This window comes from Liquorilactobacillus satsumensis (genome assembly GCF_964065465.1).
GTDB lineage: Bacteria > Bacillota > Bacilli > Lactobacillales > Lactobacillaceae > Liquorilactobacillus > Liquorilactobacillus satsumensis.
In genome coordinates this window covers 1,406,736-1,425,470 of the sequence record NZ_OZ061606.1, presented here as the reverse complement: position 1 = coordinate 1,425,470, position 18,735 = coordinate 1,406,736, and the positions used below count along the sequence as shown (strand labels likewise).

At 39.6% G+C, this 18,735-nt stretch carries 19 protein-coding genes and 1 other annotated feature (1 of these 20 cut by a window edge); of the genes, 7 read left to right on the top strand and 12 right to left on the bottom strand.

The window, feature by feature from the left end; all coding sequences use genetic code 11:
- The first annotated feature begins 197 nt into the window (after positions 1–197).
- Positions 198–1,016, top strand: a complete 819-nt coding sequence (locus tag AB3Y88_RS06560; protein WP_228888129.1) for a 2-keto-4-pentenoate hydratase — start codon at positions 198–200, stop codon at positions 1,014–1,016.
- A gap of 418 nt (positions 1,017–1,434) precedes the next feature.
- Here AB3Y88_RS06560 and AB3Y88_RS06555 read toward each other — a convergent pair whose 3' ends face one another.
- The 5 genes from AB3Y88_RS06555 to AB3Y88_RS06535 all read right to left on the bottom strand — a co-directional run bounded on the left by AB3Y88_RS06555 (position 1,435) and on the right by AB3Y88_RS06535 (position 7,356).
- Complete coding sequence (locus tag AB3Y88_RS06555) at positions 1,435–2,262, bottom strand: undecaprenyl-diphosphate phosphatase (protein ID WP_056959530.1); 828 nt, start codon at positions 2,260–2,262, stop codon at positions 1,435–1,437.
- A 378-nt stretch (positions 2,263–2,640) separates the two neighbouring features.
- Positions 2,641–3,600, bottom strand: coding sequence for an ABC transporter permease (locus AB3Y88_RS06550; protein ID WP_056959527.1), 960 nt, complete (start codon positions 3,598–3,600; stop codon positions 2,641–2,643).
- A complete protein-coding gene (locus AB3Y88_RS06545; protein WP_056959525.1) occupies positions 3,597–4,679 on the bottom strand; it encodes an ABC transporter permease in 1,083 nt (360 codons plus the stop codon). The genes AB3Y88_RS06550 and AB3Y88_RS06545 overlap by 4 nt, the downstream gene beginning before the upstream one ends.
- A 14-nt stretch (positions 4,680–4,693) precedes the next feature.
- Positions 4,694–6,217 (bottom strand): ABC transporter ATP-binding protein, encoded by a 1,524-nt coding sequence (locus tag AB3Y88_RS06540; RefSeq protein ID WP_056959523.1) that lies wholly within the window; start codon positions 6,215–6,217, stop codon positions 4,694–4,696.
- Between the two features lie 116 nt (positions 6,218–6,333).
- On the bottom strand, positions 6,334–7,356 hold the full coding sequence (locus AB3Y88_RS06535; RefSeq protein WP_056959521.1) for a BMP family protein: 1,023 nt from the start codon (positions 7,354–7,356) through the stop codon (positions 6,334–6,336).
- Positions 7,357–7,593: 237 nt separating this feature from the next.
- On the opposite strand from AB3Y88_RS06535, the gene AB3Y88_RS06530 reads away from it, so the two are divergent.
- From AB3Y88_RS06530 to AB3Y88_RS06515, 4 genes are all read left to right on the top strand, one after another.
- The gene (locus AB3Y88_RS06530) at positions 7,594–8,535 is read left to right on the top strand and encodes a nucleoside hydrolase (protein WP_056959519.1); all 942 of its coding nucleotides are present in this window, start codon (positions 7,594–7,596) and stop codon (positions 8,533–8,535) included.
- A gap of 199 nt (positions 8,536–8,734) precedes the next feature.
- On the top strand, positions 8,735–9,064 hold the full coding sequence (locus AB3Y88_RS06525; protein ID WP_054757850.1) for a helix-turn-helix transcriptional regulator: 330 nt from the start codon (positions 8,735–8,737) through the stop codon (positions 9,062–9,064).
- 151 nt (positions 9,065–9,215) lie between these two features.
- Positions 9,216–9,812, top strand: coding sequence for a TetR/AcrR family transcriptional regulator (locus tag AB3Y88_RS06520; protein ID WP_054757849.1), 597 nt, complete (start codon positions 9,216–9,218; stop codon positions 9,810–9,812).
- Between the two features lie 206 nt (positions 9,813–10,018).
- On the top strand, positions 10,019–10,279 hold the full coding sequence (locus AB3Y88_RS06515; protein ID WP_054757848.1) for a hypothetical protein: 261 nt from the start codon (positions 10,019–10,021) through the stop codon (positions 10,277–10,279).
- A 274-nt stretch (positions 10,280–10,553) separates the two neighbouring features.
- Here AB3Y88_RS06515 and AB3Y88_RS06510 read toward each other — a convergent pair whose 3' ends face one another.
- Positions 10,554–11,108, bottom strand: a complete 555-nt coding sequence (locus AB3Y88_RS06510) for a DNA-3-methyladenine glycosylase I (RefSeq protein WP_228888130.1) — start codon at positions 11,106–11,108, stop codon at positions 10,554–10,556.
- A gap of 218 nt (positions 11,109–11,326) precedes the next feature.
- Positions 11,327–12,196, bottom strand: a complete 870-nt coding sequence (locus AB3Y88_RS06505) for a VOC family protein (RefSeq protein ID WP_228888131.1) — start codon at positions 12,194–12,196, stop codon at positions 11,327–11,329.
- A 280-nt stretch (positions 12,197–12,476) separates the two neighbouring features.
- Between AB3Y88_RS06505 and AB3Y88_RS06500 the strand changes: the two genes are divergently transcribed.
- A complete protein-coding gene (locus AB3Y88_RS06500) occupies positions 12,477–13,418 on the top strand; it encodes an NADP-dependent oxidoreductase (protein WP_228888132.1) in 942 nt (313 codons plus the stop codon).
- A 400-nt stretch (positions 13,419–13,818) separates the two neighbouring features.
- Here AB3Y88_RS06500 and AB3Y88_RS06495 read toward each other — a convergent pair whose 3' ends face one another.
- The 5 genes from AB3Y88_RS06495 to AB3Y88_RS06475 form a co-directional block, all read right to left on the bottom strand.
- Positions 13,819–14,415 (bottom strand): LysM domain-containing protein, encoded by a 597-nt coding sequence (locus AB3Y88_RS06495; protein WP_054757846.1) that lies wholly within the window; start codon positions 14,413–14,415, stop codon positions 13,819–13,821.
- A gap of 285 nt (positions 14,416–14,700) precedes the next feature.
- Positions 14,701–15,297, bottom strand: coding sequence for a TetR/AcrR family transcriptional regulator (locus AB3Y88_RS06490; RefSeq protein ID WP_056962045.1), 597 nt, complete (start codon positions 15,295–15,297; stop codon positions 14,701–14,703).
- A gap of 141 nt (positions 15,298–15,438) precedes the next feature.
- Complete coding sequence (locus tag AB3Y88_RS06485; RefSeq protein ID WP_056962044.1) at positions 15,439–16,149, bottom strand: ABC transporter permease; 711 nt, start codon at positions 16,147–16,149, stop codon at positions 15,439–15,441.
- A complete protein-coding gene (locus tag AB3Y88_RS06480) occupies positions 16,146–17,075 on the bottom strand; it encodes an ABC transporter ATP-binding protein (protein ID WP_228888133.1) in 930 nt (309 codons plus the stop codon). The genes AB3Y88_RS06485 and AB3Y88_RS06480 overlap by 4 nt, the downstream gene beginning before the upstream one ends.
- A 360-nt stretch (positions 17,076–17,435) precedes the next feature.
- Entirely contained in the window at positions 17,436–17,864 is a 429-nt protein-coding gene (locus AB3Y88_RS06475) for a MarR family winged helix-turn-helix transcriptional regulator (RefSeq protein ID WP_228888134.1), read from the bottom strand.
- A 111-nt stretch (positions 17,865–17,975) separates the two neighbouring features.
- Between AB3Y88_RS06475 and AB3Y88_RS06470 the strand changes: the two genes are divergently transcribed.
- Entirely contained in the window at positions 17,976–18,476 is a 501-nt protein-coding gene (locus tag AB3Y88_RS06470) for a GNAT family N-acetyltransferase (protein WP_054757844.1), read from the top strand.
- 91 nt (positions 18,477–18,567) lie between these two features.
- Positions 18,568–18,735: a binding site (T-box leader), on the top strand (it continues 87 nt past the right edge of the window).

Below are 18,735 nucleotides of genomic sequence, written 5' to 3'. Positions count from 1 at the left end.
AAACTATGCAAAGGGCGTTTTTTATTTGAATTTATTAATAGAAAGGAAGTGAGGAATCATGCACGATGATGAAAGTGGTATTCAAAGAGACGATGATGGTAATATTCAGATTTCGAAGCTGAAGTACAATTGCGGCGGTTCCTCACTAGTGTGGGCAAACATTTAGGAACCGCTCTCAAAAAATGGAGGGGTTAATTATGAACCAAACACAAACTAAAGCAGCTACATCTTTGACAACTAAGCAAGCAAAATTTGCACAAGAACTTTTTACAGCTTATTCAACACGCACTCCGCTCAATATGGCAGACTGGGAAGGCACAGTTCAAGACGAAGCAACCGCCTATCTCGTCCAAGAGCGGCTAACTCAACTCAAAGAAGAAAAAGTTGCGGCTTATAAAGTCTCACTGACAAGCGCAGAGACACAAAAAATGTTTGCTTCGACTTCACCGCTTTATGGCGCACAGGTTGCAAGTCGGCTACGCCAATCACCAACAGAAGTTAGTCTTTCAGAATTAATGGAACCCTTAGTTGAAGTCGAACTTGAGTTTAGAGCCGTTCAGGAACTCAAGAGTACAGATTCGCTGACTGAGTTGATGGAAAAAACAACTGTTGCAGCAGGTCTTGAAGTTCCTGATTCCCGTTTTAAGGACTGGTTCCCGACCCTCTCAAAATATCTGGTAATGTCTGATGCTGCAGTCGGCGGACTCGTCCTTTATGGAACAGAAAAACCAACTACAGATGTCTTTAAGACCCCAGAAGAGCTAGCACAAGTGCATTGTGAGTTGCGCTGCAATGATCGTAAACTTAAAGAAGGCGTTTCTGCTGAAGTACTAGATAATCCTTTGAACTCACTTCATTGGCTTGTTACTAAGTTAGAGCAACAAGGACACCCGCTCACAGTCGGGCAACTTGTTTCGACTGGAACGTTTGTGTTGCCGCCTAAATTAACGGCTGGTAGGTGGAGTGCTAAATTTGATCACGGTTTAGGAAATGTTGATGTCACGGTGACAAAATAAAAAATGTGACAACTTTCGGGAGCTCTCGAGCACTAAGGTTAAATTGCTTGATAGTCGGACTGTGACTAGCTGCAATTTAGCGTTAGGCGCAGTGGGCTGATAGTTGGAGCATGTTAAAATAGAAATGCGACAACTTTCGAGAGCCCTCGAGCACTAAGGTTAAATTGCTTGATAGTCGGACTGTGACTAGCTGCAATTTAGCGTTAGGCGCAGTGGGCTGATAGTTGGAGCATGTTAAAATAGAAATGTGACAACTTTCGGGAGCCCTCGAGCACTAAGGTTAAATTGCTTGATAGTTGGGCTATGACTAGCTGCATTAAATAAGGGGCTGTGACAAAAGTTAACTTTTGTCACAGCCCTACCTTTTATTCCGGATAAACGTGTTCCATAAACTCATTTTTATAAAGGTTTTTAATAATTAATGGAAAAATGCAAAGTAACCGATAACGACCACCCCTAAAACAATTCGGTACCAGCCGAAAGCTTTAAAGTCATTTTTCTTCACGTAGTTCAACAAGAAACGGATTGAAAGATATGCGATCACAAATGAAACCAGCACACCAACTGCCAAGACAACGCCTTGTAACCCTGCTAAAGAGCCGCCATGGTTGAAGTACTTATAAAGCTTTAAGAGTGAAGCTCCAAACATTGTCGGAATCGCCAAGAAAAATGAAAACTCTGTCGCAACAAATCTGGAAGTCCCAATCATAATTCCACCTAAGATTGTAGACCCTGAACGCGAGGTTCCAGGAATTAGCGCCAGAACTTGGAAAAGTCCAATTGCAATTGCTGTCTTATATGTAAGTGTATCTAAATTATCATATTTAGGAGCAATATTTTTATTACGATTTTCAATCACGATGAAGAGAACCCCATAAATGATCAAAGCCATCGAAACAACAAACCAGTTCATCAGATGCTCATCCATCCAGTCGTTCAGGGGAAAACCAACAATGACCGAAGGAATAATCGCAATAATCACTTTTTTCCATAACGTCCATGTTTTCTTGCGTTCAATTACAGACTTGCGCGGAGACAATGGATTTAATTTGTGGAAATAGATCACAACAACAGCCATGATTGCTCCTAATTGAATAACCACATTGAACATGTCAACAAACTGTTTGGACTGTTGCAACTTAATGAATTCGTCAACAAGTACCAGATGCCCGGTTGAACTAATCGGCAGGAATTCAGTCACACCTTCGACGATTCCCAAGATAATCGCTTTAATAATGTCAAGCATAAAAATTTTCTCCTTCATCAACAATTAATGTTTTACTGTTTCATAATACTGCATTTGTGAACAATAGACAATTTGCGTCATGATCTTTAAGGGGAATATTAATAAACAGGAACAAAAATGGAGTTTTTTCAACACAAAGCTTAGGGGCTGTGACAAAATTTAACTTTTGTCACAGCCCCTCTTTTATTCCGGATAAACGTGTTCCATAAGTCAAAATTCTCCGTCTAACTTCGAATTACTCATAGCAAAGTACTCGCTATATTCGTAATTTCGAGTTAGTACTCAAATTTTCCCGACTTATGTCACACTCTCATTAATATTCAGAACTTTTTAGTAACAGCGACATTGTAAATAGTCCTAACGCTTATCCACTAATTATTACTTACCTTTTATATAATTCTGTCCATCGGCTGCTGGGGCAACTGCCTTACCCAAGAAAAAGACTAGTACGATTACAGTAATCGCATAAGGAGCAATCTGGAACCAAACTGAATTCACGTGCGAAAGTACTGGAATATAGCCCCCAATAATCGGCAGACTTTGAGCTAGCCCAAAGAAGATTGCCGCACCGGTTGCACCTAATGGATTCCATTTTCCAAAAATCATCGCGGCCAATGACATAAAGCCTTGACCAGAGATTGTGCTTGCAGAAAAGTTCAGTGTAATTGATTGTGCCATTACAGCTCCACCAATCCCGCCTAAGAAGCCTGACAGCAGAACTCCTAAATAACGATAGGTCCCGACATTAATTCCGAGTGTATCCGCTGCAGTCGGATTTTCACCAACTGAGCGCAATCTTAACCCTATGTTTGTCCGATAAAGGAAATACCAGCTGGCAATCCCCACAAGAACTGCTAAAAAAGCCACTAATGATGTCCGGGTGAAAAGGACTTTTCCTATAAAAGGAATCTGCGACAGCACTGGAAAAGTAAAGGTTCCCATGCTTTGATCAAGCACTGGCGTCTGGCCCTTTCCACTGTAAAAAATACGGGTTAAAAAGACGCAAAGTGCGGGTGCCATTAAGTTCAAAACAGTCCCACTAATAATATGATCCGCTCTAAAGTTAATAGTTGCGACCGCATGCAAAATCGAAAAGAGCAGTCCGAAAACAGCACCTACCAACAGTGAAATCCAGGGAGTTGCACTTCCAAGTACATTTGCAAATGCAAGATTGAAAACTGTACTGCTAAAAGCACCTACAATCATCATTCCTTCTAACCCAACGTTCACTACTCCACTGCGTTCAGAAAAGGTTCCACCAAGCGCTGTAAAAATCAAGGGTGCTGCGTATATTAAAGTTGTCGAAAAAACCGTCATTAAAATTGTTGTTAAACTCATTTATCCGCACCCTCTTTCTTAGCCTGTTGTTTCCTGGTAAGCCAACTCTTTTTTAAAAAGCGCTCAAAAACATACTTAATTGCAACAAAGAAGATGATTGCAGCAATCACGATTTCAACAATTTCACTAGGAGTATTTGAGTAAACGGAAATGCTCAAACCGCCAATTTGCAATGCTGAAAAAAGCAGCGCTGCAAAAACAATTCCAATTGGATTTTCAGCCGCCAACAATGCAACCGCCATTCCATTAAACCCGACGTTAGGCAGGTTATTAGAAACTGAGATATTCTGGAAATTGCCCAAACCGTCAATTGCGCCACCTAAGCCGGCAAGCACACCTGAAAGCAGCATCGCAATCACGATTGTTCTTTTGACATTCACACCAGCATATTTTGAGGCCGCTTCGTTAATTCCGACAGCTTTGATCTCAAAACCAGAACGTGTCTTGTTAAAGTAGATCCAGACAAGTCCCACAATTACTAATGCAATGAAAAAGCCCCAATTAAAAGTTGAATTGTGTGTCAATTCCTGCAAAAAATGCGTATTCAAACTTGCTTTACGTGCAATATTCGGGGAAGAATCGCTCCCCTTGGCAGCTAGCCAATTTTTAACTGCAAAGTTGACAAAATACAGTGCAATATAGTTCAACATAATCGTCGTAATAACTTCGCTTGTCCCAAAATATGCCCGCAAGACTCCGGCAATCAACGACCAGATTCCTCCAGCCAATGCGCCACAAAGCAAAGCTCCTATAATCAAAATAATTCCTGGTAGCTGTGAAAAATGAAGTGCAAAAGCAATTGTACCGAACCAACCCATTAGATATTGCCCTGGCCCACCAATATTAAAGAAACCTGCCTTGCTAGCAACTGCAAAACCCAGCCCTGTCAGAATCAACGGAATCATGTTTCGGAGTGTCTCACCAATGGAATAAATATCTCCTAGTGAGCCAACCAACAAGTTTTGATAATTCTGTAGTGGATCGTAACCAAACACCAACATCGCAATCGCGCCGACTATAAAACCCGCGATAATCGAGATCAATGCCGTGGATAATCCTTTAAATGATTTATTAAACACGCCTCATTACCTCTCTATCTGTTTTGCGAAACTGGTGTCTTACCAGCCATCATTAATCCTAATTCTTCGCTAGATGTGTGCTGCGGATCAATCTCTCCGACAATCTGTCCTTCATGCATAACGACAATTCGATCAGACAATTTCAAGATTTCATCTAGTTCAAAACTGACCAATAACACAGCCCGCCCGGCATTACGCTGCTCAATGATCTTTTCATGAATATATTCAATCGCACCAATATCGACTCCACGTGTTGGGTTCGCTGCAATCAACAATGCAGGATTTTTAGCGATTTCACGTGCGACAATTACTTTTTGCTGATTCCCACCCGAAAGATCGCCTACAAATTCGGTTTCACTCTGAGAACGAATATCAAAATCCTTAATCAGCTGCTTGCCAGTCTGATTAATCAGCTTATAATTCAAAAAACCGTGTTTACTAGCCGGTGCATGATAATAGTCTTTGAGTGCCAGGTTTTCCGCAATTGTCAATGGTAAGATCAAGCCAACATTTTGGCGATCTTCTGGAATACAGCCCACGCCTTCTTCTGAAATTTTTCTTGCTGAGGCATTTTGCAGTTGTTTGCCGTTAACCTTGATACTGCCTTTTTTTACCCTGCGCAGACCAGTCAGAGCTTCAATTAATTCACTTTGACCATTACCATCTACACCTGCAACCCCCACAATTTCACCTTCATGGACTGTCAAATCCACACCTGCAACTTTAAGCTGTTTGTGCGCTTCAACGTTAAGTCCCTTAACTTCAAGAACTGGTTTTTCCTGAGCCATTTTTTGTTTATCAAGCGCAAAGTTAAGCTTTCGCCCAACCATCATTTCTGCAAGTGCCTCTTCCTTGGTCGCGCTAACCTCAACAGTCGCAATGACTTTCCCCATTCGAATAACCACGCAACGATCAGCAACCTCTTTGATCTCCTTTAGCTTATGGGTAATAAAAATTACTGCTTTTCCTTCAGCCGCTAAAGCCCGCAGAATTTTGATTAACTGATCGATCTCTTGCGGCGTTAACGCGGCAGTTGGTTCATCGAAAATAAAAACATTTGCCTGACGGTAAAGGGCCTTCATGATCTCAACACGCTGCTGCATTCCGACTGTAATATCGCGTACTTTAGCCTTTAAATCGATATCAAGCTGATATTTTTGCGCCAATGCTTGAATAGTGGCGGCAGCCTTTTGATAGTTGATAAAAGACCCTTTAGTCGGTTCATCACCTAAAATAATATTCTCAAGGACTGAAAATGCAGGAATCAGCATAAAATGCTGATGAACCATGCCAATCCCCAATTTTTTCGCATCTCGCGGATTGCTCATGACCGCTTTTTTCCCATTAATCAAGATTTCCCCAGCCGTCGGGGTCAATAATCCTGAAAGCATCCCCATTAATGTCGATTTTCCAGCTCCATTTTCTCCTAATAGGGCAAGGATCTCACCCTTCTTCAGCTGCAACGAGATATCGTCGTTGGCCTTGTAGTCCCCAAACTTTTTGGTGATATGCTTTATTTCAACAACGTAGTCTTCCATGCGGTCCTCCTTTTGTCAATAGTTAAGCAACATGCAGTAAAATGGTGAAGTATTGGTCGTAATCTCCAACGCTTCACCATTTGTAACTGCGCAACAATCATAATACCTAATATTCTTTATTTAGCTGCGACCTTAATTGTCCCATCTTTAATCTTTTGCTGATAACTCTGAACAACTTTCCAAGCACTCGCAGACATATTATCGTTCACAATCCCAACACCGTTATCTTCAAGGTCATATGTGACTACCTTGCCGCCAGGGAATTTGTTCTTCATTGCCTGATTTGAAAGATCTTTAACAGCTGTGCCAACCTTCTTAACAGCAGATGCTAAGGTAACATTGCCACCTTTATAAGCACCATCAGCCTTTTGGTCTTGGTCAACACCAATTACCCAAACCTTCTTGCCATTCTTGGCAGAGTTTTTAGCAGCCGTAAAGACTCCTGCACCAGTTCCACCTGCTGCATGGAAAATAACATCTTCATTATTATTGAACATTGCAGTTGCTAAAGACTGACCTACGTCAGCTTTAGTAAATGAACCAGCGTATTTCACATCAACCTGAATGTTAGGGTTAACGGCTTTGACACCTTGTTTAAAACCGGCTTCGAAGGTCTTAATAACATCACTTTGAATCCCACCAACAAAACCAACTTTATTTGTTTTAGTTGTCTCAGCTGCCGCAACACCAGCTAAAAATGATGATTGCTCCGTCTTGAAGGTTACAGAAGCAACATTCTTGTGTCCGGTCACGACTGAATCAATAATTGCAAAATTAGTGTTTGGGTTTGCTTTTGCGGCTGAACTGATCGCATTATCTAATTTGTAGCCAATTCCGAAAATAGTAGCGTATTTAGCCTTTATCAACTTGTTGATGTTTGGCAGAAAATCAGAGTCATCGCTCGACTGTGCATAATTATAACCGTTAAGACCCTTTTGTAAATTGTGGCTTTTACCCCAGCTTTGTAGGCCTTCCCATGCAGATTGATTGAAAGACTTGTCATCGATTCCACCACCATCTGTCACTAAAGCAGCTGAGTGTTTTGTTCCTTTATTAGTTGCCGCGTTATTGCCACAACCAACAAGGATAGTCCCGACCATCATTGTTGCTGCCAAAAATGCCATTACTTTTTTCTTCACTGAAATACAGCCCCCAAATTCTTAATTAAACTTTAACTATGAAAAAGTATACAGTAGTCATACTCTAAAATCAATATGTTTTGCAAATTATTTTTTTAATCGTTCGCCTTTTTAAAAAGATAGGTTCCTAAAAAAGTAAATATCCTAAAGTTAGCCATGTTTTGACGAACACTAACATATTCGGTATAATCTAAATAATTATTGCTATTACTTCTATAATTAAGGAGTTACTTGACTATGACAGAAAAAGTGTACTTTAACCACGATGGCGGCGTTGACGATTTAATTTCTCTTTTCCTCTTGCTTCAAATGGAAGATGTCGAACTTGTTGGTGTCGGAGCAGTCGACGCAGACAGTTACGTCGGTCCAGCAGCTGAAGCCAGCCGAAAAATTATTGATCGGTTTGGTCACGCGCAAAAACTGGCGGTCGCAATTTCCGATTCACGTGCAGTTCATTCTTTCCCTAAAGAATGGCGTTTGGCTGCGTATTCAGAAAATGCACTCCCAATTTTGAATGAAGCAGGTACCATCATGACTCCGATAAGCCCAGAGCCTGCCCATCTTGACTTGCTCCATAAACTGCAGCAGACAACTACCCCACTTTCCTTGGTTTTCACAGGACCTTTAACCGATCTGGCACGTGCCTTGCAAATTGATCCTACAATTGAAAAGAAGATTAAGCGGCTTGTGTGGATGGGCGGGACCTTCCTTGAGCGCGGAAACGTCGCCGAACCTGATTCCGATGGAACACAAGAATGGAATGCTTTTTGGGACCCGGCAGCAGTAAAAACCGTTTTTGACACTCAAATTCCATTAGAACTGGTCAGCCTTGAAAGCACCAATAATGTCCCGCTCACACAAGAAATCCGCCAACATTGGGCAGCCCAGCGGCGCTTCACCGGACTAGATTTCATTGGAAACAGTTACGCACTTGTCCCTGAATTAAGATTGTTTGAAACAAATTCAACCTATTATTTATGGGACGTGCTGACAACCTGTTACTTCTTTGCTGCTGATATTGTAAAGACCAAAGAAATTACGTGTGCTGTTAATACTTCCAGTCCCAGCGATGGCAGAACTTACCTAGACCCTAACGGACGGCCTGCTAAATTAATCTATGACGTTTCTCACGAAAAGTTTTTTGCACTAATTGACCGCTTAGCGCGTAAAGTCGATTAAAGAATCGCTATAATGCCTTGAGTTTCATATTTTGGAGTACACCTCTTTTTAAACACTGCTACTTTAGGTATAATGAGAAAAGAACATTCCAAACCCGAGCATTTTACCTTCTTGCATCTTCACAAAAATGACACTGGGTAAGACAAATGCGGTCACGGAACCTTTTTCTTGAACTTGAGCTTATCCAAAGGTGGCAGTCATGACAAAAGCAAACGAGCATGAATTACCAAGCAATTTTGAATTAGAAAAAAGTGTACAGCTTTTCAAAGCTTTCGGGGATCAGACACGCTACAAGATTCTTTTCCTGCTGGCTGACAAATCGCTGTCAGTTAATGAAATTGCCGAAGAAATCGGCATTTCACAATCTGCAACTTCGCATCAGCTCAAACTGTTGCGGCAAACTGAACTGGTCCGCGGTATCCGTGCTGGTCAAAAAATAAATTATCAGCTGTCTGATCAACATATTATCACGATCTTTGAACAGGTCAGAGAACATGTCAGAGAAAGAGATCCTTATCATCGCAGTTAACAAAAAATCTCCACGATTAAAGCTTTCGCTTTAATTTTGGAGATTTTTTATTGTTTAAGAACAATTAGTATCTTAATTGAGTACCTGTTATAATAACAATAAAATACGCTAATAAGCTTTTAGTACCTTATCTTTAAAGGAGATTATTTCTATGACACAAAAACGTCGGCGCGGCGAAGAACTTGAACAGGCAATCTACCAAGCAGCCTTGGAGCTTTTAAAAACCAAGGGTGTCGCCAATTTGTCCTTCTCAGAGGTAGCAGCTTTAGCTCAAACCAGCAAATCAGTAATCTACCGCAGATGGGATTCTCCATTTTCCTTAGCCATTTCAGCTATTCAAGCTAAGATCATCGCAGAAAACAGCGGGCGCACCGACGAATTAATTCTAACAGGAAAATCATTACGCGCAGATTTATTACAATTATTGCAGCGTTTTATTGTCAGTATGCAGACTTTTAAAGATTCTAACATTGTTGAGTTATTAGGTGCTGCAAACCAGAAACAAAATAGCACTGTAAAAAAACTGATCAATGAAGGAAATGCAATTGATGTTAAAGCAATTGACCATGTCTTGGAACGCGCGAAAAAACGTGGTGAGGTAACTACCGTAGCATTTCCAGTTGAGGTTAAATTGTTGCCGTTTAATTGGCTACGCTACCATTTATTTATAAACGAACATTTTACAGCACGCCAGCTCACGATCCTGATTGATAATATTTTACTGCCAGTTTATCAAGCCGTTGTTTAAAAAAATAAATTATCTCAGTTTGATTGCTACTGTGCTAAATCTCATGCAGCAGTTTAGAAACTGACCTACAAAAGACGTAAAATCTGCGCTAGAACTCGTTTAACTTCTGAATTAACACCAGCATACAAAGATTAACACCGTTTTAACACCAACTTTTGTATTATAGCTATGGTTAAAATTAACGCTGTACAAAAGAGGTGTTGGACATGGTAATTAAATATTACTATCACAACGATTCAAAGCTTTATACTCAAGCAGAAATCGTTTCATTACTTAAAGATGACTTTGTAAAAGAAAAAGCTGGCTGTATCCAAAGTGTTTCCGGTGATTTTTTTCTTTCAGATATTACTTTTTATTATTGCTTTGACCGTCAACATAAATTTCAAGTTGATTATGCTTTTTCTGATGCTGTCCCACTTAGTACACGAATATTTTGGGAAAAATTAATGCACACATTGACAGCTTAAAAGAAAGTGCGCGACTTTTGTCCCAAACCCTTATACCATACTTTTTGCATAATTACGTTTAAACTCAGGAAAAAAAACGAGAAAACCTGCCTAGAGCTTTCAAGTTTGATTAAGCTAAGTGGCTATTGCCAAGTTTCACTAGATATTTTATTAAAAGCTGCTGAAATTTCAGTGACGATCAACATTTAACTCTAAAAAAGTGTGATCCCTCTGCATTTGCTTTGAGCAATTTCCAGTTAATCTTTAAAAGTTGCCAACTTATGTCACACTTTTTTTAATACTGATGCCGAAAACAAGTTACCACGTGATCATTGATTAACCCTGCTGCCTGTAAAAAAGAATAGGTAATCACCGGTCCGGCAAATTGAAAACCATCACGTTTCATTTGCTGACTAATCTTTTTAGCCAAACCATTAGTACTAGGAACTTCAGTGTGGGTTTGATATTGATGCACAATTGGCTGATAATCAACAAATTGCCACATGTAATCATTAAAGCATGTTCCAGCAGCAGCTAGTTTAACAACAACTTGTGCATTATTAATGATTGCCAGCAATTTACGCTGATTGCGGATAATAGCTTTATTAACCATTAATTGTGGTAACTTGGCTTGAAAATTTTGAACTTGTTTAACATCAAAATCAGCAAAAGCAGTTTTAAATGCTGCACGTTTATTTAAAACAGTTTGCCAACTAAGACCCGCTTGCATGATCTCAAGCGACAGGAGTTCAAATAACTTGCGCTCATCATGACAGGGCATCCCCCACTCTTGATCATGATATTCCTTTAGAAGTTCATTACCTGTATTGGCCCAAGAACAACGTTCCATTAATAAATAACCTCCCTAAAAAATCATTAGCTTGATGATTTTCTTTATATCTCATAATGTCCATTGTAGCTCAACAAGGACCACTTTTTTAAATTTTAGACTACTTTCCACAAAAAACAGCTAATACAAAAATACTCAGAAACAAAAAGGGGGGTGCATTAAGCATAAACAGCACTAGACACCACATTCCATCTTGAAAAAAGACCAGCGTAATCCAATTACACCTCAAATTTTAGCTTAATACCGCTAGGATCCGTCAAAGCTACACTCGTAGAATCAATTGTTTTAAAGGCCGTATTATTTTCCTCCAAATGGGCACCCAGCCGCTCAAGTTCTGCTAGATTCTCTACGGTAAAACTAACATAGTCCAAACCCACATCCCCTGCGTCCATTGCAGGCAAGTTACGCCCATTCCAAATATTAGCCCCCACGTGATGGTGATAATCGCCAGTGGCAAAAAACTTCGCCTGCCGCCCAAAATTATTTTTAAGCGACATCCCAAGGATCGTTGTATAAAAAAATTCTGTTTTGTCCAAATCTGCAACTTTAAGATGTACATGACCAAGCTGGGTTGCATTCGGAAAACCTACCCATTTCTGATCAGCGGCTGCAATAACTCCAGTAGCATCCAGCTCACCGGTGGTTCCTCGAATTTCTCCATCAGGAAGAATATCCCATTCACTACGCGGTTTATCACGATAAACTTCAATGCCATTTCCTTCAGGATCAGTTAAATAAAGTGCCTCGCTATATCCATGATCACTTGCACCAATCAAAGGAGCTTTGTGCTGCAAATAAAACAATAAAGCATTGCCTAAAGCTTTACGCTGCGGCAAAAGAAATGCAACATGATATAATCCTGTTTTTCGACTGACCGTTAAAGATGCGTTGATCTGTTTTAAAATCAACAATGGTTGCGAATTCCCCGGTACCCCCAAGAAGCTTTGTGTTACGCCACGTGTCAATAACCTTAATCCGATTACTTGCTGATAAAAGTCGGTTACTTTGGCAAGATTTGAGACTTTCAAGACCACGGTTCTAGGGTGAGTAGCAGCTGATAGTTGAAAATCCGGAATAATAACTGTCATTTTTTTCTCCTATTTTCTGATAATAGATTTGATATTAGCTATTATATATACTTACTATAGATAAGCGAAGTCTTTAGGCTTGGCTACTCCAATTCACACAGCGGTTAAAAGTTTCCCCCGGAAAATGCCACTCTATTTGCAAGTTTTTTGTTAGCATAAAAGTGCGGATGTTTCGAAGAAGACTGGCTTAACCAAACTTAATAATTGAATAAACCACCCTCAACTTAGTATAATTAACTTATTTAAAGTGTGTAAATTCAAAAGACAGGAGCGTTACCCTATGAAAGCCGCAATTATCCAGCAATACGGTACTGCAGATCAATTAGAAGTGGTTGCTAATATTCCAACTCCCACCATTCAAGCAGATGAGGTACTCGTCGAAAATTATGCCATCAGCATTAATCCAATTGACTATAAGGCGCGTCAAGGTTTAATGCAGCATCTGTTTAAATGGCAATTTCCAGTTATCTTAGGCTGGGATCTGGCAGGAAAAGTAGTTGCCATTGGCAGCGCCGTTACGAATTTCAAAGTGGGGGATGCAGTTTTTGCACGTCCCGATATCGACCCCCGTGGTAAAAATGGTAGTTATGCTGAATATACAGCAGTCAAAGCCGATAAATTAGCTTTGAAGCCCCAAAATATTAGCTATGCAGCTGCATCCGCCGTCCCTTTAGCTGGTCAAACAGCATTGCAAATGTTGCGCAAACTTGAAATCAAATCCGGTCAAAAAGTCTTAATTCAAGCAGGGGCCGGCGGGGTCGGCATGTACGCTATTCAATTAGCCAAACAAGCTGGGGCCCACGTTGTCACGACCGCCAGCCAAGCTAACCATGACTTCGTTATCAGTCTAGGTGCTGATCAAGTGATTGACTATCACAAAAATAACATCCAAGATGTTTTAACTGACTTTGATGCTGTTTTAGACACCGTCGGCGATGTAGCTGGTGGAATTTCAATTTTAAAAAAGGGCGGACGCTTTTTAACGATTGCCGCCTCACTTTCAAAAGAGCAGCAGCATAGTCCTGGTAAAGTTGTTATGAGCGGCTGGGTAGCCCCAAATAGTCAAGACTTAACAACGTTGGCAAACTATATCGCCAACCGAAAAATTAAAATTGTGCTAGATTCAACATTCCCATTCACAACTGCAGGCATGCGCGCGGCACACGTACGCAGCGAAACTCATCACGCACGCGGAAAAATTGTGGTTCAAATAAAAAACTAAAATCAGCAAAAACGGCATTAAGGATACTGATACACAATTAGGATGGTACGGTGCTCCAATTTGCTAATCCGGCTTAACAGCTTCACTCTTCGATAAATTTATTTCTAATTTTAAATCTGCTTTATACTAAAAAAACTGAGAGTGCGACATAAGTCGGGAAAATTTGAGTGCTAACTCGAAATTGCGAACATCGTGAGTCCTTTGCTATGAGTAATTCGAAGTTAGACGGAGAATTTTGACTTATGGAACACGTTTATCCAGAATAAAAGAGGGGCTGTGACAAAAGTTAAATTTTGTCACAGCCCCTGTTCACTTTGATTCATCTATGATGGCGTAGCAAAAATGGTCACTATTTTAAACTTCCGCTACTTTTGCCTACAGTTGGTCTCAATCAGTAATTTTACTGAATTTTTTGTAAATTATTAATTCCTTGCTCAATCTTGGCAATCGCCGCATCAACATCTTGCTGGGTCGGATTAGCAGCTTTAATGACCCCGTTACCGCGATAAACGGCATTTCTCAAATTATCAAGTGATTGTTCAGTATATATGCCATTAGTATAAAGGTATTCATTAGCTACTTTTAATTTAGCCTCCAAAGCTGACTTATCCGTTTGATTGGTCGTTGGTGCCACAGATTGTTGCGGCAGCATAATAGTTTTACCAGCGAATTTAAGCGAATTCCCAGTGTAAATTAAATTCTCATTCGGAATATGATTGAGCGCCGCCAATTGAGCTACACTAATGCTTGTGCCTTTGGTCTTGAGTGCTGTCGAAATTCCCCATAAGGTATCACCTGCACGGATCGTATACATTTGTTGTGTGTTGGTAATTTGATTTGCAATTTGTTGCGGTGAATTAGCAGTCCAATTTGTGTCAGCATTAACCACCCCCGAGAAAGCAAGAAGTGTCCCCGACACAAGTCCAGCGCTTACGGCCGCTTTTAATTTAGTAAATCGGATAGTTGTTTGTTTTTTATACTTTATTTTTTCCCTCATCAAGATTGACCCCCATCTATGCATTTCAGCTTTCTACTTCCTTGTAGCCTTGATTTGATTGCGGTAAGCTTCATCTCAGAGTAAGACCACCCCGACTGTAATCTCTTTCATTACCAGTAGTGTAACGCGCCACAATTATAAGTCAAACCATAAGCAATCAATAATAAAAAACTAATCATAAATTAAGGATGGGTTTTGAAATAAAGAATAAATATCCTAAAAAAATAAATTTTTTGTCCAAATTAAATTAGATATGTCACGACTGTCTTTAATCTGTGTTTTAATTTATTTTGCTGCTTTTATATAAATTGGCAGCAAGATCTCATCGACTAAAGAATCAATTTTACTTTGAGCCAATCTCCCAGAAATCAAGATTTGATTCACAACCAGTAATGCAGGTAAGGTTAGTTGATCGACCGTAACACTGCTACGAACGTGTTCATGCCGCTTCCTAGCATTTTCAATAATTTTTTTAACTTGAAGGGTAATAAAATTGTCTTCATTAATCGCCTTAACCAGTCCATTAAGGTAATTACCGTCTGCGGAAAACGTTGATAGCGCTTCTGGTAACAACTGTTTCCACGTTTCTTGGGGAACAGTTTCTAAAACAGGTGTCAAAAAGCCTAGCAGTTGCTTTAAATCTCCCTCCAGACTGCCTGTATTAGGAGTTGCCAACGTTAGCTTGGGCGCATGCTGTTGAATAGCTGCAAAAACTAATTCCACCTTATTCTCCCAGCGTCGGTAAATCGTATTTTTATTAGTCTGTGCCTGCTTTGCAACCGCACTGATCGTCAGTTTTTGATACCCCTGCTGCTGCAATTCTACCCAAACTGCAGCGAGAATTGCATTTTCTAGGGTTTTCCCCCTTCTGCGCTCTCCCATTCAACATTCCTCCACCTCAAAGCTGTTCTTTTAGCTTTTAATTGTTTTCTATTCAGCTTAACTTTTTTAAACTCAGCTGTAAAATGGTTCAGTTTCTTTATTGCTGAAATTTGCGCTATTTTCGTTACCTGCAGCTAAAATTTAGCTTCTATGTGGGTGTTTCCATAAAAAGATGGTCCCATAAATCCCGACAAATCCGATTGCACAAATAATTATTTTACTTGCGGCTAAATTCAAATCAGCATGTGCCAAGTAAAAACCCGGGATAGCCCACGGGATATACTGACCAATCTGTTGTGGGGCAAACATTACATCGATAATCAAACTAATAAAAGCTAAAGACATCGGCAATAATGCACTTCTAAAGAGTGATGCCAGCAATGGCCATAAAAAAGCTAGCAAAACATCATAGATAAATGCCACTTCAGTCTTTGCCAATGCTGCTATCAGTAAACTGCCACGCGGTGCCACACCAAATATAAGATATCCGCTTATCAAAATTAGTAGCAACGAAACAGCCACAATCATTAACTCTGTTATTTCAATGGCGATTAATTTTCCTAAAACGATATTTGCCCGTGAAACTGGCAGTGCTAGCAGATCTTTAAATGTGCCATCTGTATATTCCCTAGCAAACACCCAACTAGCTAAAATTCCAAACCCAACTGATCCGACTACGACTAATAAAAACAGCAACGAATTATTAATGTAATTTTCCCAATCAGTTCCCCTGCGCACCAATACCAAAAACAACAAGCCCATGATAATCATCTCAACCAAATGACTTTTAATAATTTTTTTAAGCTCTAACCAGATAATCACTTTTAAGCTAACAAGCTGTTGAAATCTCATTTTTTACCTGCCTTTCTTAACACTGACAAAAAGTACTCTTCCATATTTTCAACTTCTTCATGCCATTCAGTCGGAAGAATTCCATTACTTATTAAAAGCTGTTGCTTAGCTGCTAAATCTTCAAGCGCTGTTAAGCGCAGTTGATAAACCGTCTCACCTGCGCTCCAATCAATATGCTTTTGTGCATAGATGTTTTTAGCTTTAGTTGCTTCTTCTACTGAAGAAAATGTAATCAATAATCGGTGGTGTGCATTTTTCAGATACTCTGCCCTACTCTCCTGTCGCAGCAGCTGTCCGTGGTGCAGTATACCAATCGCAGTAAACATTTTTTCCATCTCATTCAAAATATGGCTTGAAATTAGAATTGTGACACCCTCATCTTTTGCTAAGTGGATCAGCAATTGTCTGACATGCGTTAGACCTTCCGGATCAAGCCCGTTAGTTGGCTCATCTAGCAACAAAATTTTTGGTCGATGAATCAAAGCCTTTATTAACCCGATTTTCTGGTTATTTCCAAGCGACAACTCTTTGACTAAGCGATTTTTATAAGGAGTTAGTGCTAGTTGATCCATTAAATCCTTAATTCGTTGTGCACGTACTGAACTTGGAATTAACCGCAATCTTGCGTATAAGTCTAGGTTCTCTGCAACAGTTAAGTTGGGATAACTATGTGGTGTTTCAATCAAATAACCCACGTTGTTCCAAAATAATGGTGACACTTGCCTGACTTCCTGACCTAAAATCAAGGCATGCCCCTCACTGGGCTCAATCATATTAAGCAGCATGCGCATCATTGTAGTCTTTCCTGCCCCATTAAGTCCGATAAAGCCGTATATTTCACCTGGTTTAACTGCTAAGTTCACATTCTTGAGCGCTTGAAAACCTTTATAATTCTTTGAAATCGAGTGAGTTAAAATCGAATACATCGGCATTCTCCTTATATTTAATTTAAGGTACTATAGTACCCAATTGCAATTAAGAATTATGCACTAACTTTATTTTCTTGTCAATAGTCCAGTATCAATATTCTATATTTTTAGAGCGTAATTCCCCGTTTTATGAACTATGGAATTGAGCTATCCATTTAAAAATAAATAGCGCGAGAATGTGACATAAGTCGGGAAAATTTGAGTGCTAATTCGAAGTTAGACGGAGAATTTTGACTTATGGAACCCGTTTATCCGGAATAAAAGAGGGTCTGAGTCAAAAGTTGAATTTTGACTCAGACCTATCTCTTTGTTTTGTTTTATAATCTCGAACTTGCGGCCCCCACGTACCCTAAATAATTACTTAGCCAATTTTTTTTGTATTTTTTCCATATAATTTTTAATGTTATTTACTTCATCATCCGTCAAATTATTAAACATTTTAATAATCTGCTTATCTGCGGCTTGATTAATTGCATCTAATACCTGTTTGCCATGCTCCGTAAGATAAAGAAAAATTTTTCGGTGATCATTTAAAGATTTTTGTTTTGTTATTAATTTTTCTTTTTGAAACTTTCGTAAAATCCGACTCAGATAACTTCTATCGATATTCAGCTCTGTAGCAAGATCGTTTGCATAGCACGCTCTATTTTTTGCTGCGATTTCAAATAGTATCCGGCTCTCGGTCAACGTATACTTTGTGTTTGTAAGTCTGCTATTCAGTAATCCAAGGATTTTAGAGTAGAATCGATTAAACTGTCTAATCTCCTTAATAACTTGTTTGTCCATAATTTCTCCTTTAGTTGACTAAGTCCAATATAAATGCTAGGATAATTTTACGTCAATTAAGTGGACTTAGTCAACTTTATTTCAATCCGCTTGCAGGAAGGATTATTAATTATGCTAAAAATTCGAGAAATAACACACGCCGATAATGCAGACGTGAAAAAAATCATTCAAGATTCTCTAAAAACGCTGGGACTGGCAATTAAAGGAACCGCATATTTCGACCCCCAGTTAGGGCAGTTGTATGAGTTCTACCGCGACTTGGAAAATGCGCAATATTGGGTAGTAGAGTTAGCTGGCAAAATTGTAGGCGGAATTGGCATTGCACCCTTCAATCAGGAACTTGGAATTTGTGAGTTGCAAAAATTATATTTAGTTCCGGCTGTGCAGGGGCTTGGGATTTCCAAAAAATTAATGGAGACCGCGCTAACTTTTGCCCGCTCTCGCTATACCAGCTGCTATCTAGAGACTACACATAACTTAAAAGCTGCTTGTAATTTATATGAAAAATTCGGGTTTAAATTATTGACTGCTCCAATTGCAGGTTCAGCTCATTGCGCGATGGACGCGTGGTATTTAAAATCACTGAGGTCACCATCCGATTCGAACTTTTAACAATTTATACACACTCTCTCGCAAACAGAGCATAAAGATGGTTGACATTTGCAAATAATCAATTATAATTCACTCTAAATTACAAATAAATGTTAAAACGATGAAAAGATAAGTAGTAAGGCAGCCTTTTCTCCAGAGAATTCACCCTTGCTGAAAGTGAATGTTGAGGACCTTACGAAAATGGTCTTGGAGTATCTGACATTAAGTACATGTACGAGATGCCAGTGGTAACACCCATTACAGTGTTTGAGTCTGACAG

Bases quoted from the DNA above. Each gene is read 5' to 3' on its own strand.
- AB3Y88_RS06560 (WP_228888129.1), top strand. From the start codon at position 198: ATGAACCAAACACAAACTAAAGCAGCTACATCTTTGACAACTAAGCAA.
- AB3Y88_RS06555 (WP_056959530.1), bottom strand. From the start codon at position 2,262: ATGCTTGACATTATTAAAGCGATTATCTTGGGAATCGTCGAAGGTGTG.
- AB3Y88_RS06550 (WP_056959527.1), bottom strand. From the start codon at position 3,600: ATGAGTTTAACAACAATTTTAATGACGGTTTTTTCGACAACTTTAATA.
- AB3Y88_RS06540 (WP_056959523.1), bottom strand. From the start codon at position 6,217: ATGGAAGACTACGTTGTTGAAATAAAGCATATCACCAAAAAGTTTGGG.
- AB3Y88_RS06530 (WP_056959519.1), top strand. From the start codon at position 7,594: ATGACAGAAAAAGTGTACTTTAACCACGATGGCGGCGTTGACGATTTA.
- AB3Y88_RS06525 (WP_054757850.1), top strand. From the start codon at position 8,735: ATGACAAAAGCAAACGAGCATGAATTACCAAGCAATTTTGAATTAGAA.
- AB3Y88_RS06520 (WP_054757849.1), top strand. From the start codon at position 9,216: ATGACACAAAAACGTCGGCGCGGCGAAGAACTTGAACAGGCAATCTAC.
- AB3Y88_RS06515 (WP_054757848.1), top strand. From the start codon at position 10,019: ATGGTAATTAAATATTACTATCACAACGATTCAAAGCTTTATACTCAA.
- AB3Y88_RS06510 (WP_228888130.1), bottom strand. From the start codon at position 11,108: ATGGAACGTTGTTCTTGGGCCAATACAGGTAATGAACTTCTAAAGGAA.
- AB3Y88_RS06505 (WP_228888131.1), bottom strand. From the start codon at position 12,196: ATGACAGTTATTATTCCGGATTTTCAACTATCAGCTGCTACTCACCCT.
- AB3Y88_RS06500 (WP_228888132.1), top strand. From the start codon at position 12,477: ATGAAAGCCGCAATTATCCAGCAATACGGTACTGCAGATCAATTAGAA.
- AB3Y88_RS06495 (WP_054757846.1), bottom strand. From the start codon at position 14,415: ATGAGGGAAAAAATAAAGTATAAAAAACAAACAACTATCCGATTTACT.
- AB3Y88_RS06490 (WP_056962045.1), bottom strand. From the start codon at position 15,297: ATGGGAGAGCGCAGAAGGGGGAAAACCCTAGAAAATGCAATTCTCGCT.
- AB3Y88_RS06485 (WP_056962044.1), bottom strand. From the start codon at position 16,149: ATGAGATTTCAACAGCTTGTTAGCTTAAAAGTGATTATCTGGTTAGAG.
- AB3Y88_RS06480 (WP_228888133.1), bottom strand. From the start codon at position 17,075: ATGTATTCGATTTTAACTCACTCGATTTCAAAGAATTATAAAGGTTTT.
- AB3Y88_RS06475 (WP_228888134.1), bottom strand. From the start codon at position 17,864: ATGGACAAACAAGTTATTAAGGAGATTAGACAGTTTAATCGATTCTAC.
- AB3Y88_RS06470 (WP_054757844.1), top strand. From the start codon at position 17,976: ATGCTAAAAATTCGAGAAATAACACACGCCGATAATGCAGACGTGAAA.